Consider the following 17,558-nt stretch of genomic DNA (forward strand, 5'->3'; position numbering starts at 1 on the left):
ATCACAGGTCGTATATGGCGGGCGTTGCGACCCATCCGCCCTCGACGCCGCCCGGCAGCATCTGCCCGGCGTCCTCTCCCACTTCTGCGCTGATCAGCCGATTCAGCTTGGCATTCATGGCCATCAGCAAGCTGGCATGTTTGCCAGGATCCCGTGCGAGGTTGTGCATTTCATCGGGGTCCTCTTGCAGGTCGAATAGTTCAACGTCGTTCAGCGCGAACAATGCTTCCATCGAGGCAGGCATGTTGTGCTGCTTTGGGGAGAAGTAGCGCGTGAATTGGTATCGGCCGTCAAATACGGCGCGGATCGCGCCGCGTTTCCTCAAGTCCGGGCCGAGACCGGCTTCCTTGATCTTGGCCGCGCTATCGGGCTGCCCGAGCAACTTTCGGGCCTTATCAAGGAAATCGCCGTCCAATGACGCGAACATGTTGAAACAGAACAATTGGCCGTCCCGTACCGCATCCAACGCCGCCTGCTCGGGCGAGGCCAGCACTTGGGAGATGTCCTTGCCGGGCAATGACTGCAGGATGGCAGCCTTCCTTTGGGGACTGGCATTGGTCAATGAGACGAGCGTGGGCGCCAGGTCAAGGTGCGAGGTGACCGCACGGCAGCGCTTGCCGCCTGGATAGGCAGGGTGCGACACAATGAGCGGCACGTTGTTCTGCTCGCGGTATGCCGTGGCGCCCTTGCCGGTCATCTGGTGTGCGCCGTCAAGGTCTCCGTGGTCCGAGGTCAGGACGACGATCGTGCTGGAGGCAAGACCGCGATCTTCCAGTTCATCCAGCACCGTCATGATGTGCCGATCCACGTCGCGCAGTGCGTTGAGATAGAAGTTGTGGCGCTTGCGCCAACGCCATGGCTCGCTGGCAGCAACCGGCCCGGTCATGACGCTGTCGGCCAGGGCGAAGTCGGCGTGCGCGGCAGGACGGCCGGGGGCGTCGATCGCTTGCGAAAAACTGGTGGGTAGCTCGAAGTCCCATTGCCTGGCGTACATCGCGTGCGCGGGATCGCCTGCGAGATGGGTCAGGGCGTGCCTGGCCTGAACCGGCTGCCCGCGTTCATCGGTGTCGTAGAACATCACGTCATGCGGATTGACCAGGTTCACGGCAAGGAACCAAGGCTTGTTCGCTTTCGCCAGATCGGCCGTCTTGCCGCGCAGCCAACTGGCCGCCGACGCGGCAATCATGCCATCGTGCAAGTAGCCGCCCTGGGTATGGCCAATTATGTCGCCTACGCCCAGGTAATCCGAGAAGCCGTAGGCCTCCATCTCCTGAGTGAAGATCTTTGTTGGCGCGGCGAGCGTGTTGCCGGTCTCGAACTCTCGCGTGAGGTGCCATTTTCCCTTGTAGGCGGTGTAGTAGCCGGCTTCGCGAAGCAGGTGACCGAGCGTCTTGATGTCGGTCGACAGACTCTGCATCCACGGGAAATTGATGTTGTCGAACATCCGTGTCTGCTGGATGTGGCGGCCCGTATAGATCACGGACCGCGAAGATGTGCAGACACAGGAGCTGATGCGGTGATTCTCGAACGTCACACCGCGCTGCATCAGCCGCTCGTGCGCAGGGAGGCGGTAATTCCGTGGTAGTTCACCCGAACGGAACATGCGTTCCTGATCAGTAAGGATGAAAACAATGTTGTAGGGTTGACATGCGGCTGCGAGGACCTTCTGCATGATGGTAGTTCCCCTGTGTCAGAAGCTGAATAACGGTCCGAGAAACAGATACACGCTATTGCTCCCCGTGCTGGTGTGTCCCGCGCCGAGATATAGAGGACCGATAGGGGTATCTGCGCCGACGAACACGCTGCCCGCGAAAATTGATCGATTGAAGATCGTCCCGGAGTTCTCCCAGACATTACCCGCCTCCAGGCTTGCTCCCGCGTAAGCCTTGAAAAGTTTGGTGTCGTTGAGGTGTCGAAGGTAGACCACCCGTGCCAAACCCGTTTGCTGGCCGGATAACTCGTCCTGTGAAAAGCCCGATAGCCGCAGAAAGCCTCCTAGCCGGTAGAGACTCTGAATCGGCGCATTTTCATTCATGGTGAGGTTCACCACCAACCCGCCGAATAAGGTATTGCGTCCCCAACTGTAAGCGTGCTGATAGCCGAGCGTCATCTGCTCGAAATCGGTGTCGGCGCCAAACGCCTTGCGAGACAAGCGGTATTCGACCTTGCCGATATGCCCTTTGCTGGGGAAGTACAAGCTGTCGAGCTTGTCATCGGTCAGACGTAAGAAGACCATTCCCGTGTCGTAGTTCTGGCTGGCGGTCGGTGCGCCAATGCCGTTGTCGATTTTTCCCGTCTCGTAGTAGTAACCGAGCCGCGCTTCGCCCCAGGTGCCGAACTGGCGGCCCGCGCCAAGTTCAAGGCCATAACCCTTTGTGCGGGCCTGGGCAATATTGTTGCCCGAGCTGTCGAACAGGTTGACGTTTCTTGTCAGGTAGCCCAACCGTCCACTGACGAAATATCGGGCAGCGGGGTCGATCGGCTGGAAAATTTCGCCGAAGATCGAGGGCTCGTCGCCGATCTGACCGCCCAGACGCAGTTCGCCGTTGAGCGAGTTGATCTGTGTTCTTGTATAGGCCACGCCCAGACGGAAAGGCGCGTCACCCTTGAAATTGCTCGAGGTAATCAACCCGCCCTGAAGATAACCGGGACCCCACGGTCTTTCCTTGGCACGGACGACCAACCCGGTCTCGCCGTCCTGCTCGACGAGTTCGTAGCGCACGGATTCAAATATCTCCAGACCATAGATCTCCTGTATATCCTGTTCCAACTGGGCGACATTGATCGGTTCGCCTGGTTTGGCACGTATATGGCTGGCAATGACAGCGTCACTGACCTTGGACTGGTTTTCGATGCGCACGAAGGCCAACGTGAGATCTTGCTTCGGGGGCTGTGCATGCGAGGCCAGGTAGCGGGCGTAATCCTGCTTGTTAAGCGCGTACTGCCGGAGTGATTTCGCGGCTTGGCGCGCGGCCCGTTCCCCGATGACGATGGTCTCGTTGACGCGGTCAAAGCTGCTGGCGCCAATGTCGCCCAGGTCGGAGGTGATGAGGACATCCCGAGGACCGAGACTTCTGAGTTGTTCCTCGGAATTGAGCGCAAACAGAAAGTTGACGATTTGCTCGGTCACATCGACGGCGGAGTTGATCTGGTCGCGCTTGAGGAGTCCGCTGCCGAGATCGGAAACGATCACGATATCCGCGCCCATGGCTCTTGCCACGTTGACGGGAACGTTGTTGCTCGTGCCGCCGTCGATCAGCAGTTTGCCGTCGATTTCGACCGGATCGAAGGCCAGCGGTACCGCCATGCTTGCACGCAAGGCACGCGCGAGATTGCCGGACTTGAGGACTACCTCGCGGCCCGTCTCCAAGTCGGTCGCCACAGCGCGGAACGGAATGGGAAGCCGTGCGAAGTCCTTGATGCCGCTCACGCGCGCGGTCAGGCGGTTCAGTTGCAAGTCAAATTTTTGGCCATGGACGTACGCCAACGGCAACTTGATCTCGCCTTCATTAAAGCCGGGCTTCATTTTGAAGACATACAACAAGTCGTCTTGCTTGCGCCGGAATGAGAGATCTTCCCTGTTCGGGGAATCGATAAAGATACCTTGCCAATCGATGCTCTCAATTTCCCGCTCGATTTCTTGGGGACGCATTCCGGATGCGTAAAGACCGCCGACAATCGAGCCCATGCTGGTGCCCGCCACGTAATCAATCGGGATCTTGAGTTCTTCCAGGACTTTGAGCACACCGACGTGTGCGCCGCCCTTGGCGCCGCCGCCAGCGAGCACCAAGCCAATCCTGGGCCGGGTTGGCAGCTTTGCTTGCGAATCGGTTGATGCGTCGGCCGACGCGGGGCAGGAGGGCGCGGCGAGCAAGACTGCCAGGACCAATGTCGACACCCAATACAGGAAACTCGGGGCAGTTGTATCGAGTGCGTTCACGACTTACTTCCTCGAATGCCAGGCATATCGGTGCACAGTCAGCGTGAATAAACCTGATCGCTACGTTGTCAGCGTCCGGTTTGGCCTGTCTCGAACGAGTCAGGCATGCCACGTTTAACGAAGCTTGTCTTTGGTCCTCAATGTCGTTAATGCGCTGGTTTGACAACAAGCGTAGATTGGCCGCTACGATGCAAATTGACCAAAGTCAAAATCAGACCAATTGGCCTCGCGGGCGTAACATTAAGCCAACCCGTGGGCGAGCAAGACGGGGTGCCCAGGGCACCCGTCAAACCGCCGGGGGTATCGTGGATTTGCTCGTCCGCCGTCCCGGCCGTTCCAATCCCAGATGCCCGCGCAGCGTGGCGTGTTCGTAGTCTTTACGGAACAGCCCGCGCTTTTGCAGCACCGGCACCACCTGTTCCACGAAATCGTCAATGCCGCCCGGCAGTGACGGGGGCATGAGATTGAAGCCGTCGGCGCCTTCGTTCCTGAACCAGTGTTCCATCCGGTCGGCGATCTGCTCTGGCGTTCCCACCATCGTGCAGTGCCCGCCGCCCGCGGCCAGCCTGCCCAGCAACTGGCGCACCGTGGGCTGTTCGGTCTCGATGATGCGCAGGATCGTCGCGTAACGGCCTTTGGGCCCCTTGAACTCGGACAAGGGGGGCAGGGGCGGCACGGGGGCGTCCAGTTCCCAACCCGAGCAATCCTGCAGGACGAACATGCCCAGTTGGCGCAGCGAGGCGTCCGCGGGCAGCAGCTCGTCCAGTTCGCGCTGCTTGGCGCGGGCTTCGGCTTCGGTCGAGCCGACATAGGTCACCAGCCCGGGCATGATCGGCACGAAGGCGTCGCGGCCCGCGGCCCGCACCCGCTGCTTGATGTCGCGGTAATAGGATTGCGCGGCCGGCAGGTCGTAGGCCACCGCGTAGATGGCTTCCGCGCGCCGCGCCGCCAGATCGCGGCCCTGGTCCGAGGCGCCCGCCTGGAACAGCACCGGATGGCCTTGCGGCGGTCGCGGCACGGTCAACGGGCCGTCCACCAGGAAATGCTCGCCGTGGTGATCGATCTTGTGCAGGCGGTCGGGCACACCAAAGTAACCGTTGCGGTCGATGGCCAGGGCGTCGTCGTCCCACGAGTCGAATAGCCGCAGCGCGACGTCGACAAACTCCTCGGCGCGCGCGTAGCGCCAGTCGTGGCCGGGCATGGCTTCGTAGCCGTGGTTGCGCGCTTCGGCGTCGAACATCGACGTCACCACGTTCCACCCCATGCGGCCGCCGGAGATGTGATCCAGCGAGGCCACCATGCGCGCCGCATGAAAGGGCGTGAAGAACGTGCTGGATACCGTGCTGATCAGGCCGATGTGCGTGGTGGCGCGGGCGATGGCCGCCATCGTGGTCAGGGGTTCCAGGTACCAGCGCGGACCGTCGCCGATGTTGTCCATCGACTGGCCGTCGGCAAAGAAGATGGCGTCCAGCTTGCCGCGTTCGGCCGTGCGCGCCAGGCTTTCGTAATAGGCGATGTCGCCCAGCCGCTCCGCCGCCGAGTCCGGGTGGCGCCAGGCCGCGCGGTGGTGGCCGCAGCCGAAAATGAACAGGTTCAGGTGCATCATGGCGATCAGGTCTTCGTTGGCGTCATCGGTTGCCGCGTCCGGCACGCCCGCCGGTGCCGCAAGCGGGCGAAATTAGCATAAATCGCCCGCGCGGGCGCCCGCCACCCTTGCCAGCCACCCCCTGCCCGCCACACCGGCCAGCGCCGCGCGTTGACATCGCCGCGCCGCTCTCCTAACCTTGCGGCAATTCCTGGGGGAGCCCTGCATGGGCTGAGATTCCGCGGCAACGCGGTAACCCTTTGAACCTGATCCGGGTAATGCCGGCGAAGGGAAGGACTCCGCAAGTCTCGCGCGCCCTCCCTGATTCCACTCATCTTGCGGCCTTCCGACGGCGGGCCGCCGCGTTACGCGTGTGGCCGCAGGCCGCCCGCGGGAGGACCGACCTTCATGTTGACCCAAACCACCGCCCTGATATGGCTGTTGCTGTTCTCGGGCGGCTTCGCCGTGGCCAGCGTGCTGTACACCCGGCGCAAGCGCAGCACTTTGGAAGACTACATCGTCGCGCGCAACAGCCAGGGCTCGTTTGGCACGATCCTCACGCTGATGGCGTCCACGCTGGGCGCCTGGATTCTTTTCTCGCCCGCGCAGGCGGCCACCTGGGGCGGCCTGGCGGCCGTGATCGGCTATGCGCTGGGCTCGATGTCGCCGCGGCTGGTCATGATTCCGCTGGGACGCCGCATGCGCGAACTGATCCCGCACGGTCACACGCTGACGGAGTTCCTGATGGCGCGCTACGGCCGGCCCATGTATGGCCTGGCGCTGTTCATCATGCTCTTTTATCTCTTCATCGCGCTGTCCGCCGAGGTCACGGCCATCGCCAAGCTGGTCGCCATGCTGGCGCCCGTGCCGTTGTGGGCCACCGCCGCCATCGTGATGGGGACGACCTTGCTCTACACCACCTACGGGGGGCTGCGCTCTTCGATCTTCACCGATCAGGTGCAGATGATGATCATCGTGCCGCTGCTGGTGGTGTTGTGCGTCGTGGGCTGGCAGGCGGCCGGCGGCGCATTGCCCACCATCGAGGCGCTGCAGGCCAAGGCGCCGCAACTGCTGGATGTGACCGACCCGGTGGGCGTGAAAGCCGGCCTGACCTTCTTTGTCGCCATCCTCTTGACCGGCATCTTCCACCAGGGCAACTGGCAACGCATCTACGCCGCGCGCGACGCGCGCACGATGCGCAACGGCTTTCTGCTGGGCGGCGTGCTGGTGGCGCCGTTCATCTTCCTGATGGGCCTGTTCGGCCTGGCGTTTGTCGGCCTGGCCCCGGCGGGCGACAGTTCCATTGCGCTCTTCAGCGTCATCATGCCGCACGCTCCGGTGTGGTTCGTCATCGCCCTGATCCCGCTGGGCCTGGCGCTGGTTATGAGCACCGCCGACACCGCCATCAGCGCGGTGACCAGCATAATCGCGGTCGACCTGCGCCGCCTGATGCCCAACGCCACCGCAGGCACCATGAAGCGCCTGGCGCGCTCGCTGGTGCTGCTGATGGCCATTCCCGTCATGATCGTGGCCTCGCAGGGCTACAGCGTGCTGTACCTGTTCCTGCTGGCCGACCTGCTGTGCTCGGCCGCCGCGTTCCCGGTGTTCTACGGCCTTTTCAGCCGCAAGCATGACGGTTTCACCGCCACGCTCTCGACCATCACCGGCCTCGTCGCCGGCCTGTTCTTCTTTCCCGCACCGGGCGACAAGCCCGTGTTCCTGCTGGAATCGTTCCTGCTTGCGGCCTTTGTGCCGGTGGTGACGACGGTGCTGATCCGGCTGGTGATGCGCAGGCGCAAGGAGTTTGATTTCTCGACGCTGAGCGGGGCGGTGCGCAGGTTGGATCAGGAGCGGGTTTGAGGGGAGGGGCCTAGCGGATAGGCATGGGCTTGGCAGGCGTCTTGTCCCGAACAAGATTGAAGATTTCGACCTCTTCGTCACTTAGTGGGCCGGCTTCATGAGCGATGGCTGCCAACAGCGAGCCTAGGCATGTCTGGCGGCTTGGCCGGACGGTTGGCGCGGGATTGTCGAAGAGGTGCAAATCGCTTCTGCGACTTTGCTCGGCTATGCGATCTGCCGCTGCGGTATACCGCGCTTCGGACGTGTGCTGAACTTTGATGAAAGCCATAAAGAGAGTCCGCTTGGCCATTGCGGCCGGATGGCGAACATTCTGGGCCCGCCAGTGACGGCGGCCAACGCCTACACGAAGCAAATCAGACGCACAGAAACAAAAAAGCCTTGGCACACAAAGTGTCCAAGGCTTTTCCGTCTGGAATTTGGTGGAGCGGAGGAGGATCGAACTCCCGACCTTCGCATTGCGAACGCGACGCTCTCCCAGCTGAGCTACCGCCCCAAATCAAGCAAGAGCAGAAATATACAGGAATTCGGCCTGGGTGCGCAACATGCGCCGGTACCGAATTTTTTCAAACGAATTGCAGGGTGGCGATGACCGGGGCGTGGTCCGAGGGCTGCTCGTTGCGGCGGGGTTCCTTGTCGATGACGCAGGCGACGCAGCGCTTGACCAGCGGGGCGGACAGCAGCACGTGGTCGATGCGCAGGCCGGCGTTGCGGCGGAAGGCGAATTGGCGGTAGTCCCACCAGCTGAACGACTGTTCCGGCTGTTCGAACAGCCGGAACGAATCGGTCAGGCCCAGGTCCAGCAGCGAGCGCAAGGCCTGGCGTTCGGGTTCGGACACCAGGACCTGGCCTTCCCACTTTTCGGGGTTGTGCACGTCTTCGTCGGCCGGGGCGACGTTGTAGTCGCCCAGCACGGCAAGGCGGGGGAACTGCTTGATCTCTTCGGCCAGCCACTTGCGCATGGCTTCGAACCATTCCAGCTTGTAGGCGTACTTGTCGGAACCGACCGACTGGCCGTTCGGGCAGTAGGCGCAGACGACGCGCACGTCGCCTTCGGGGCTGGGGAAGGTCAGGGCCAGCACGCGCTGCTGCGAATCCTCAAAGCCGGGAATGTTGCGCACCATCGTCGTGCCGGGCATGCGCGAGATGATCGCGACGCCGTTGTAGGTCTTCTGGCCGGCCCAGACGGCGTGATAGCCGGCTTCCTTGAACGCCGCCTCGGGGAACTTGTCGTCGGTGAGCTTGAGCTCCTGGATGCACAGCACGTCGACGGGATTGGCGGCAAGCCAGTCGAGGACCTGTTGCAGGCGCACGTTCAGGGAGTTGACGTTCCAGGTGGCTAATTTCATAATTTTTATAGATCGTTTATTTATGCGGCTCTCAGGCCATCGAGTTTTGAAATTCTGCCGCTAGCTACAAATCTAGCTACAAAGTCGGCGTGAGGTAGGGCAGCGGGCCATTCCCGGCGGATGGGGAATGATACCGCGCCCCTATGCCGCCTTCTTCTGTTTGCTGCGCTCGATCAGAGCCTGGACGCTCGATACCGTGATCCGGGTGGCGTCGCCGATCTGGACTTTCTCCAGGTCGCCGCGCTTAATGAGCCGGTAGATCATCGTGCGCGACAGGCCCAGGGCTTCCTCGGCCTCGCGCAGACGGTAAAGCAGCTTCGGCGCCGCGGCCGGTGCTTGGTGTTGGGCTGCGTGTGCCATTCAATTTTCCTCCTTCAATTCATCCAGCAGCTTCACCGAATCGGCATAGGCCCGCATGGCGCGCTGCTCGTCGATCTGGTCGGCCCCGAGGGTTTCGGCGCACTCGCGGAGCTGGGCGGCCAGGCGAGCGTCTGGAGTGCGGCGGTTCCACGCGTTGACGGCGCTTTCCTCGCTGTAGTGAGTGACGCAACTGCCGCCCATCTGTGCGCCGCAGCGCCCGCGGCAATGCACCGAATGACGGCGGATATCATCGTCATCATCGGTCTTGTAGGTCGCAAACGCTTCGGAGCCGCAGAACGGGCAAGGTTTCAGGTCAGCCATTACTGCTCCTTGTTGTCGGTGTCAGCCAGGGCCTGTTTCAGTGCTTCTTCGCTCGATCTGAACGGCCAGTGCAGGTAATTGCGGATGGCGGCGCGAAGCAACTCCACCTTGGCGCGCTCTGCCGCCAGATCCGTATGCAGGTCATTCATAGACCGCGCCTCCGTCCTTGTGGTCGGGGTGGGCCTGGGCAAGTTCGGCGGCGGCGCGGACGATGGCGCGGCGGGTGGCGGCGTATTTGTCTTCCTGGAAGCCTTCGGCAAACACAAGTGCGCCCACGGCCAATTTCAAGTCTGTGATGCACAGCTTCACCGCCAGCCGCAGCGCGTCGCCGTCGTCGGTGAGCGGATTCCACGATTCCTCGCTCCTGCTGCCCGGCTCAGAGGCTTGCATCAGGCTGCCTCCGTCAACCTTGACCCAGTGATATTCGAGTCCAGCCGCCTTCGCCGCCAGTTCCAGCAATTCGCGGTCACTCTGCATCGCTGCCTCCGTTCATCTGCGCGCCCGGTTGCGCGGACAGGGCGGCTCTCTGGGTCTTGAGAGCGCGAATTTCAAAGGCGGCTCTGGTGGAGACCCACGTCGACCGGTTGCGTTCCAGGAAGGTCGCCGCCTCCTCCAACGCCGCATCGCGCACCGCCTCGCTGGCCTGGGGCGCCGCAGGTGGCTCCGTACCTGCGCGGGCCTGCGTTTCACGGCAGTGGGTCATGTTGGATGCAAGGTTTTCCAGGGCTTCCTCCGCCGTCGAAATACCGTCCCTGATGTTGCGGATCCACTGCACGCCGTTGCAGGCCATATCCGCCCATTCATTGGCGGCGTGGCGTTGTAATTCCCAGCGCGCCAGCAGTTCACGGATATGCGCCTCCCCGGCTACAGGGGCGCTATGCCGTTCGATGATGTGCTGTAGGTCAGCCACGGTGACACTGACCGTATCCGGGCCTTCGTCCGCAGGGTCCAGTTCGCACACGTCGCGGATGATCGCCGACGTATCGGCTACAGGGGCGCTTGCCAGGGCGGCGATTGCTGCGTCCAAGGCGGCAGCTTTCAATTCACTCGCGGGGCCGTTGCTGGGGTTGTAGTCGGCGCGCATACGTTGAAGCGTCGCAATGCGTTCCGCCGCCCGCTCATCGGCTACAGGGGCGCGCAGCTTGGACAGCAGGGCGCGTAGCCTGTCGATTTCGTCGGCGGCTTCCCGTTCCAGGCGAATGACAGCCGGGTTTCCGTCTTCTGCGGCGTCAAGGTCCGCGTTCTCGCGCAGTCGCGCGGTGATGTCGTCTTCCCCAGGGTGGGCGGCGTTGTTCTCGTTGGTCATTGGATCGGCTCCATTTTTGCCGGGCTTAGCGGCATCGTTTTGCGGATAAACTCGGCGGTCCCCTCCAAGCGTCGGCAAGCCATCTCCGAACCCTCGGCCTGAGCCATCACCACGCCCGAGACGCTGCACAGCTTCATCAGATAATTCCCGATCTGCGCGCGGTCGGTCATGCGGCAGGAGGTCAGGTATTCGCCCACGAAGCGGGCGGCCAGCTTTTCAGCCTCGGCGGCCGTGGCCGGTGATTTCGGGTCGACTGCCATCTACCCTTCCTGCTGCTGAGAGGCTGCCATTTCGGCGTCGATGGCGGCGTCGATGGTCGGCTTGCCACCAATCGTGTCAGCGGCAGTAATGTCGTTGCCGGTGTCGCACCACCATCGATACCGTGCCGCGTCCTTAGCCTCCCGCTGGCTCAGTTTGGATAGCAGATCGTGTTCGATCTCTCGGGAGAAACAAAGCTTGTCGGACTCGGTTATCGGCGAATCTCCCACATGGGTATCCCACCGATCTAGGATTTCTTCATCGGTCAGCACCTCCAGCGAATCGCCAGCAAGGGGAGCGGAAGCCCGGGCCTGCTTCCATGTGAGCCACGCGGCCTGCACATAGGCCGAGTCGTATTCGGTGCCGTCGAAATAATTCATGCCGCCCGCGCCGGGCCCGAGCAGCACTCGCAAAGGTTCGCCCATCGCTGCCTCGAACGCCTGCCGCTCGTCCTTCGCATCGTCCTGTGCGCTGGCGGGAGGGGTTCCAGGAGCGGGGGGCAGCGGCATCCAGTGGCTCGGTTCCAGAGACTCCCAGCCATCGCCAAAGCCGTGATACCACTGAGCGCCGTTCCACTCGCATTCGTACTGAAACGGTTTCGTGTATAGCTGCCCGATTGCCCATATAGCCGTTCCGTCCTTCGGCGCAGAGGCTATCGGCTTCCATTGTTGTGTCATTTGTTCACGCTCCAGGGTAGAAGGGAAACGAGGTGGTAGGCGACGCAGAAGCAGGCCAGGGTCGCGGCGGCCATGAAGATCGCCACGCCGGTCGGGCCCAGCTCAAGCATGAAGTTCGCGATCGGGTCGTCTTCGGGGTCGCGGCGGGTCATGGGCGGGCCTCCAGCTCGGCCTTGATCTGCGTCTGGCGCAGCAGGTCCGATGCGTCGGCCTGCGTCAGCCCGGCGCCGATGCGGCGCAGCGCGGGGATCTCGGCGTGCAGCGCGGCCATCAGCGGTCCATCGATGGGCATGCCAACGTCGAGCCGACGGGCGAGCTGGCGCAGCGCCGCAGCCTTGAACGGGCTGCCGTGCCGCGTCGCCCACATGTCGAAGAAGTCCGCCATGCCCGCAATCGCCGGAGCGCTGGCGTACCACTCGCCGTCCGCGACGCAGTGGAAGACCGGCACGCCGCGCGGGTCGACCGTCACGGTGCCGTCGCGCTCGATCTGGTCGATGATGGCTTCCAGCGGCGCCAGGGTCTGCTGGGTATTGATGAGCATGGGCAGGCGGGCCGGGCGATCAGGCCGGCGCGTGGCGCGCACGCGGGCCTGCTGCTTTTCCATCATGCGGCGCTGCTGGCGGTTCATGGCGGGGATCATGGCTTCACCGTCACGATGTAGCCGTCGCCTTTGCAGCACTCGCACACGCGCACGCTGCCGGGCTTGATGTACGACAGCACCAAGTCGATGAAGCCGTTGATCTTGGATTCCAGATCGGCCCAGTCGCTGCCGGAAAGGCCGCGGCAAACGATGTCGGCACTCTTCGCATAGTTGGACGCCGCCGACGCGAGTTCCATGATCCTGAATTCGGATTTGGTCTGCGTCCGGCGCACGGTTCGGCCGCCAACCTTGTAATCGTTTTGCTTCGGCTCATGGTGCATATACCCCATGAGGGTGACCGTTCCAATGTTGCGATGGTCGGTGACGGCAAAGTCGCCGCTTCGTTCGCGCGCAGCCTCTACCAACGCGGTTGCCGCGCGCCCGAACAAGGCATTGCCATCGATGGTCACCGGGTGCTTGTGCCACGTTTCGGGGTACTCGCGCAGACTGGCGGGGAATTCGACCTTGACGTCGTCCGGTTTGGACTTCGGGGCGCAATCCCGGTCAATGACCATAAACTCGAGCGGCTCCGGCTCGCGCTGGACGTTCTGGTGCTTCTTTTCGTAGAAGACCGATTTGTAGACAGCAGTAGGATCCGTGGGGATGTAGCAGTCCTCTTCGTCTTCGTCGTATTCGTAGCGGAACGCGTCCGCGCCCAGCTCGGCCGGGAACGTCGTGACGTCGCGGTATTCAGGCTTCAGGATCCATCCGACAAGCTCGAGGCCGGGAGCGGGGATTCGCGCGAGAGTCTGAATGCTGCCCGAGACCATGAGCCAACGGGGATTACCTGGGCAGGTCTGAGCGGCCCCGGCTTGGCCGTTCACCAGCATGTTTTCCGGACTCACCGTCTGGTAGCCGGTGCGGATGTACGACGTGCCTTCGTGCTCAAGGATGATGATCTTGTCGCTCATGGTCTTCTCGGTATAGGTGGCCGGCGGGCAGCGCCGCGCCGGCCGTGGGGTTATGCCGCTTCCAGGTCCAGGCCGAGCGACTGCTGCTTCTCCTGGGCGGGCGTGATGCTGATCGTGATTTCGTTGCCCAGCACCTCGTACAGCTTCTTGATCTGCTCGCCGCTCGGGTGGCACTTCACGCGGAAGGTGATGACCACGCTCCCACCTTCCATGAGTTCTGCGGCAAAGCCATCCACGTCGGCGGGGTCCAGTTCGATATCGGAAGCGCCGCCCAGGCCGAACCCGATCAGCACCTTGGCGCCGACGAGCTCGTGCTTGAGGCGGATCTTCTCGATGAGGTCGCCAAAGCGGCGCACAGTCAGCGCATCGCCCACGGGCATTTCGCCCTGGTCCGGGGACTCTTCTTGCTTGTAGAGAAACGAGCGCAGCACCGGGTGGAATTCGGACAGAACGCCGTTGCCATCGGTGAAGTTGATCTTCAGGTCGGCCGCGCCGGCAGGCTCATCGCCGTGGCGCTCGGTGCGCACGTTGATGTGCGCCAGGGTTGCGGTTTGCTCGCTGATCGAGAACATGCGGGATTGCTCCGTAGGTTGTGCTGCTGGGAAAGGGTTAGCGGATCGACAGGCGCAGGCCCTGGCGCAGTCGCGCACCGGGCACGTCGTGGTTGTCCTTCAGCGCCTGCGCGATCAGCTTCTTGTCCAGCACGGGCGGCGGCGCGGGCGGGCTGGTGAAGTAGTCGGCCGGGATCTGCTTCTCGTCGAAGACTTCCACCGCGGGCGGGTTCTTGGCGATGCTGATGCGGAACAGCGGGCACTCGATCTCCTGGATGTCGCCGGCGATCATGTTGCGCAGCAGGTAGTCGCGCAGCGCATCGGCGCGGGCCTGGCGCGCCTTCTTCAGTTCCTGCAGGCGCTTGATTTCCGCGTCGATGGTCGGGATGTCGGCTTCGAAGGTGCGCGCGACCATTTCGCAGCCCTGGGCCTTCTCTCCGATCTGCTCGGGCAGGCCGCTGGCCTCGATGGTGTCGGCCACCGTCTTCTCGTCGAATTCACCTTGGGCCAGGAGCATCGCAAGCGTGCGGTATTCCTGCGTGAGGGCGTAGAGGGGCATGTTCATGGCGGGCCTCAGAAGTAATGAGCCTTGCGCCCGAAGGCTTGGGCGAACGGGATGTCGTCGTCGACGGCGGAAGCGCCGGCTGCCGCCGCGGCGCGGTTGCCGTCTTCCAGGGAGCCGCCACCGGTGCGCAGCGGCTTGTCCCGCAGTGCCTGAACCATCTTGGCGAGCTGCAGCGGCTGGGTCTTGCGGTCCAAGATTTCGGAGGCGACCAGTTCGGTGCTGGCTTGGAAGGCGCCTGCGAGGTTGGGGCGCCACTTGCCCGGCTTGTACTCTTCCAACGTGAACAGCAGGCCGATGGGCTTGCCCAGCAGCTCGGTGAACTGGGGGACGACGGTGTCCACGTCGCGCTGCTGGTCGAAGTCGTACACCTTGGCGGGCGTGTCCTTGGGGTTGTCGAGGTTGCGCAGCCCCAAGCAGCCGCACGTCCTTCCCTTGGCGACATCTTCGGAAACTGACATGGCTTCCCCTCAAGAATTTGCGCAGCAGTACGGCCCGCAGGCTGCTGCGGTCGGCAAAGCGATTGGCGTTGATCCTTCCGTCCTGCTTGGCCAGTGGGGGCTGGAGACGGGCTGGGGTCGTAGTGTCGTCCCCGGCACCAACAACCTGGGCAACATCAAGGACTTCGCCGGCGGCGGCGTGGCGGCCGTGGACAACATGACCGGCAGCAACGACCGCTACCGGGCCTACGACACTCCGGACGCATTCGGCCAGGACTTCGCCGGGCTGATCAACCGACGCTACCAGAGCGCGATCAATGCCGGTACGGACGCTCAGGCATACGCCCGTGCGCTTAAGGCCGGCGGCTACGCGGAAGACCCGGACTACGAACGCAAGCTGGTCGCCGCGACCGACCTGGTTCGGCGCTCCGGCGGGTTCTTGGACCGGGCCGCCCAGGCGATCCTGCCGTCCGCACAGGCCGCGCCTGCTCCGGACTTCGCCGGAAAGGTGAAAATCGCCAAGGAGGCCGGATACAGTGACGCCGATATCATCGGGCACCTGTCGCGGAATTCTGGCTTTGCAGACCGCATCAAGCGCGCGCGGGAGGCTGGCTACTCCGACTCGGAGATTTATCAGCATCTGGGCCTGACGGCACCGGCCGCAGCGCCGGCCGCGACTGGAGCGACTGAAACGCGCGGCGCGGACGGCGTGCTCAAACTGTCTATGGCGCAGGAAGAGCCCGTTGTTACGGCACCGAGCGAGGGTCGTGGCGGGTTGGCTGGCGGGGCCTTCATGGGCGCGGTCCGCGACCCTCTGGACGCTGGCGCGCAGATGCTGGTGCGCGGCGTGCGCGCGGCCAGTGGCCTGATCCCCGACGCTCTCGGCGGTGAGACTGCGAGGCGCTTCATGGACGAGCAGGTCGCGGACGTCGACCGTCAGGTACGCACCGCCAACCAGGAATATGCCCAATCCCGCGAACTCGCCGGGCGCGATGGGTTTGACGCCGCGCGCCTGGCCGGCAACGTGGTCAGCCCGGCGAACATCCCCGTGGCGCGCCTGATGGGCGGCGCCAACAGCCTGTTCCAGTTGGCCAGCCGCGGGGCCGCCGCCGGAGCCACAGGTGCGGCCCTACAGCCAGTGGTGACCCCGCGCGCGCAGGATGAATTCTGGGGCACGAAGGGCAGCCAAGCGTTGGGAGGCGCGGTGGCAGGCGTGGTGCTTTCCCCGGTCGCTGCGCGCGTTGGTGACTTCGTGGGCAATCAAGTCGCGGCGATTGCCCAGCGGGTCCGTGGCAGGTTCGCCAACCAGGCGGAGCTGGACGCGCAGATCCTGCGCGCCATCCAGGAAGCGGGGCCTGAAATGGGCATCCGTGATCTGTCTGAAATCCCGGAGAATATTCTGGCTGGCGTTCGGCAACAGGTTCAGGCGGCCATGCGCAGCGGCGACGTGCCCGACCCGGCAGCCCTTGTGCGGCGCGCGGACTTCGATTCCCTTGGCGTCGCGCCCACTCGAGGTCAGGTAACCCGTGACCCGATGCAATTCGCCGCGGAACGCAACATGCGCGGCATCGACCTGGGCGGCGGGCGCAACCCGCTGGCGGATCGGTTCTCGGAGCAGAACCGGCTGCTGACTTCGGAATTCGACCGCATCGGCGCGGCGCAAGCGGACACGCCGTTTTCAGCAGGGAACAGCCTGATGAACGCCCTGCGAGAAGCGGATGCGCCCGCGCGCGCTGCGGTGGACGAAGCCTACACGGCAGCTCGCGGCATGGCCGGGGTGAACGCCGATATCCCTGCTGTGCCCCTGGCCCAGCGCTATGGCGAGGTGCTGTCGGACTTTGGCGCGGACGTGATCCCCGGCGCGGTGCGCCAGCGTCTGGATCGCCTGGGGCTGACCGGCGGCCGGCAGACCGCTGCGCTGACGGTTGGCGACGCCGAAGACATTATCAGGGTCATCAACCGCAACTATGACCCGATGAACCGCGTGCAAGCGCGTGCCCTGGACGAGCTGCGCGCCGGCGTGCTGGCGAGCGTTGATGACTTGGCGAGCGCTGGCAGCCAGATCGGACCAGACGCCGCCCAGGCCTTCAGCGCGGCGCGCGGTCTCGCGGCTGATCGCTTCGGCCGGATCGAAGGATCGCCAGCCCTGAAAGCTGCACTGGACGGCGCCGACCCCGAGAAATTCGTGCAGAAGTACTTGCTGAACGCCACCACCGAGGAAACCCGCGCGCTGGGTCGAATCCTATCCGCAGATGAGGGCGCCATCCAACAGGCGCGCGCGCAGGTGGCTGAGTATCTGCGGTCGGCCGCGTTCGGGCCGAATGCTACGGGCGACACGCCGATGGCGGTGTCACGCTACATGAGCGCGCTGCAGCGGATGGGGAGGGAAAAGCTGTCGGCGCTGTTCTCGCCTGAAGAAGTGGCGCGCCTGGAAGCGGTTGGACGGGTGGGCCAGTACATCACCACGCAGCCCGCCGGCTCGGCGGTGAACAACAGCAATACCGGGTCTGCGGTGATGAACCTGCTTGCGGAGGTGTCGGGCCCGGTTGGTCAGATTCCGTTCCTGCGGATCATCCGGGACCAGATGCGCGCGTATGGGAATGAGCGCGCGGCGAATGCGGCGCTATCGGGCCAGCCGGCCAGCCAGGCGGCCCAGCTTCCGCCCGAACTCCGCAATCGCCTGCTTCCGTACTTGGCGACGGTGCCAATTGCGGGCGGCGTTGCGACGGGCTCGGCGCTCAAATAGGCGAATGATCGGAAGCCAGAAAAGAACCCCCAGAACGGGGGCTGCAGCCTTCAAC

19 protein-coding genes, 1 tRNA gene and 1 riboswitch are annotated in these 17,558 nt (G+C 63.7%); of the genes, 2 read left to right on the forward strand and 18 right to left on the reverse strand.

Annotated features, from left to right (window positions below):
- Window position 1: 1 nt before the first annotated feature.
- From HV786_RS10810 to HV786_RS10820, 3 genes are all read right to left on the reverse strand, one after another.
- Complete coding sequence (locus tag HV786_RS10810; RefSeq protein ID WP_128828065.1) at window positions 2–1,672, reverse strand: sulfatase family protein; 1,671 nt, start codon at window positions 1,670–1,672, stop codon at window positions 2–4.
- A gap of 18 nt (window positions 1,673–1,690) precedes the next feature.
- A complete protein-coding gene (locus HV786_RS10815) occupies window positions 1,691–3,940 on the reverse strand; it encodes a patatin-like phospholipase family protein (protein WP_128828066.1) in 2,250 nt (749 codons plus the stop codon).
- 286 nt (window positions 3,941–4,226) lie between these two features.
- Complete coding sequence (locus HV786_RS10820) at window positions 4,227–5,546, reverse strand: LLM class flavin-dependent oxidoreductase (protein ID WP_175210917.1); 1,320 nt, start codon at window positions 5,544–5,546, stop codon at window positions 4,227–4,229.
- Between the two features lie 182 nt (window positions 5,547–5,728).
- Window positions 5,729–5,835: riboswitch (TPP riboswitch) on the forward strand.
- 98 nt (window positions 5,836–5,933) lie between these two features.
- Here HV786_RS10820 and HV786_RS10825 point away from each other — a divergent pair.
- Complete coding sequence (locus HV786_RS10825; protein WP_128828067.1) at window positions 5,934–7,385, forward strand: sodium:solute symporter family protein; 1,452 nt, start codon at window positions 5,934–5,936, stop codon at window positions 7,383–7,385.
- A gap of 417 nt (window positions 7,386–7,802) precedes the next feature.
- Here the strand turns inward: HV786_RS10825 and HV786_RS10830 are convergent.
- The 15 genes from HV786_RS10830 to HV786_RS10900 all read right to left on the reverse strand — a co-directional run bounded on the left by HV786_RS10830 (window position 7,803) and on the right by HV786_RS10900 (window position 14,778).
- A tRNA-Ala gene (locus tag HV786_RS10830) sits at window positions 7,803–7,878 on the reverse strand.
- Window positions 7,879–7,948: 70 nt separating this feature from the next.
- Window positions 7,949–8,731 carry an exodeoxyribonuclease III gene (gene xth, locus HV786_RS10835; RefSeq protein WP_128828068.1) on the reverse strand — a complete coding sequence of 261 codons (783 nt, stop codon included), beginning with the start codon at window positions 8,729–8,731 and terminating at the stop codon, window positions 7,949–7,951.
- A 141-nt stretch (window positions 8,732–8,872) separates the two neighbouring features.
- The gene (locus HV786_RS10840) at window positions 8,873–9,091 is read right to left on the reverse strand and encodes a helix-turn-helix transcriptional regulator (protein WP_128828070.1); all 219 of its coding nucleotides are present in this window, start codon (window positions 9,089–9,091) and stop codon (window positions 8,873–8,875) included.
- Window positions 9,092–9,412, reverse strand: a complete 321-nt coding sequence (locus tag HV786_RS10845; RefSeq protein ID WP_128828071.1) for a Lar family restriction alleviation protein — start codon at window positions 9,410–9,412, stop codon at window positions 9,092–9,094. It abuts the gene before it with no gap.
- Window positions 9,412–9,561 (reverse strand): hypothetical protein, encoded by a 150-nt coding sequence (locus HV786_RS10850; RefSeq protein WP_158216676.1) that lies wholly within the window; start codon window positions 9,559–9,561, stop codon window positions 9,412–9,414. Before HV786_RS10850 ends, HV786_RS10845 begins: the two co-directional genes overlap by 1 nt.
- Complete coding sequence (locus tag HV786_RS10855; protein ID WP_128828073.1) at window positions 9,554–9,889, reverse strand: hypothetical protein; 336 nt, start codon at window positions 9,887–9,889, stop codon at window positions 9,554–9,556. The genes HV786_RS10850 and HV786_RS10855 overlap by 8 nt, the downstream gene beginning before the upstream one ends.
- Window positions 9,879–10,718 carry a hypothetical protein gene (locus tag HV786_RS10860; protein WP_128828075.1) on the reverse strand — a complete coding sequence of 280 codons (840 nt, stop codon included), beginning with the start codon at window positions 10,716–10,718 and terminating at the stop codon, window positions 9,879–9,881. Before HV786_RS10860 ends, HV786_RS10855 begins: the two co-directional genes overlap by 11 nt.
- Window positions 10,715–10,978 carry a hypothetical protein gene (locus HV786_RS10865; protein ID WP_128828081.1) on the reverse strand — a complete coding sequence of 88 codons (264 nt, stop codon included), beginning with the start codon at window positions 10,976–10,978 and terminating at the stop codon, window positions 10,715–10,717. Before HV786_RS10865 ends, HV786_RS10860 begins: the two co-directional genes overlap by 4 nt.
- Window positions 10,979–11,653 (reverse strand): hypothetical protein, encoded by a 675-nt coding sequence (locus tag HV786_RS10870; protein WP_128828083.1) that lies wholly within the window; start codon window positions 11,651–11,653, stop codon window positions 10,979–10,981. It lies immediately after the preceding gene.
- Entirely contained in the window at window positions 11,650–11,805 is a 156-nt protein-coding gene (locus HV786_RS10875) for a hypothetical protein (RefSeq protein WP_158216677.1), read from the reverse strand. The genes HV786_RS10870 and HV786_RS10875 overlap by 4 nt, the downstream gene beginning before the upstream one ends.
- Window positions 11,802–12,293 carry a hypothetical protein gene (locus HV786_RS10880; RefSeq protein WP_128828084.1) on the reverse strand — a complete coding sequence of 164 codons (492 nt, stop codon included), beginning with the start codon at window positions 12,291–12,293 and terminating at the stop codon, window positions 11,802–11,804. The genes HV786_RS10875 and HV786_RS10880 overlap by 4 nt, the downstream gene beginning before the upstream one ends.
- The gene (locus tag HV786_RS10885; RefSeq protein ID WP_128828086.1) at window positions 12,290–13,204 is read right to left on the reverse strand and encodes a hypothetical protein; all 915 of its coding nucleotides are present in this window, start codon (window positions 13,202–13,204) and stop codon (window positions 12,290–12,292) included. The genes HV786_RS10880 and HV786_RS10885 overlap by 4 nt, the downstream gene beginning before the upstream one ends.
- 50 nt (window positions 13,205–13,254) lie before the next feature.
- Window positions 13,255–13,776, reverse strand: a complete 522-nt coding sequence (locus HV786_RS10890) for a hypothetical protein (protein ID WP_128828087.1) — start codon at window positions 13,774–13,776, stop codon at window positions 13,255–13,257.
- Window positions 13,777–13,813: 37 nt separating this feature from the next.
- Entirely contained in the window at window positions 13,814–14,320 is a 507-nt protein-coding gene (locus HV786_RS10895; RefSeq protein ID WP_128828088.1) for a siphovirus Gp157 family protein, read from the reverse strand.
- Window positions 14,321–14,328: 8 nt separating this feature from the next.
- Complete coding sequence (locus HV786_RS10900) at window positions 14,329–14,778, reverse strand: hypothetical protein (protein ID WP_158216678.1); 450 nt, start codon at window positions 14,776–14,778, stop codon at window positions 14,329–14,331.
- On the opposite strand from HV786_RS10900, the gene HV786_RS10905 reads away from it, so the two are divergent.
- On the forward strand, window positions 14,777–17,503 hold the full coding sequence (locus HV786_RS10905) for a glucosaminidase domain-containing protein (protein ID WP_175210820.1): 2,727 nt from the start codon (window positions 14,777–14,779) through the stop codon (window positions 17,501–17,503). The genes HV786_RS10900 and HV786_RS10905 overlap by 2 nt on opposite strands.
- Window positions 17,504–17,558: the final 55 nt, after the last annotated feature.

The sequence above is a fragment of the Achromobacter mucicolens genome, assembly GCF_902859725.1.
GTDB classification, from domain to species: Bacteria; Pseudomonadota; Gammaproteobacteria; order Burkholderiales; family Burkholderiaceae_B; genus Achromobacter; species Achromobacter mucicolens.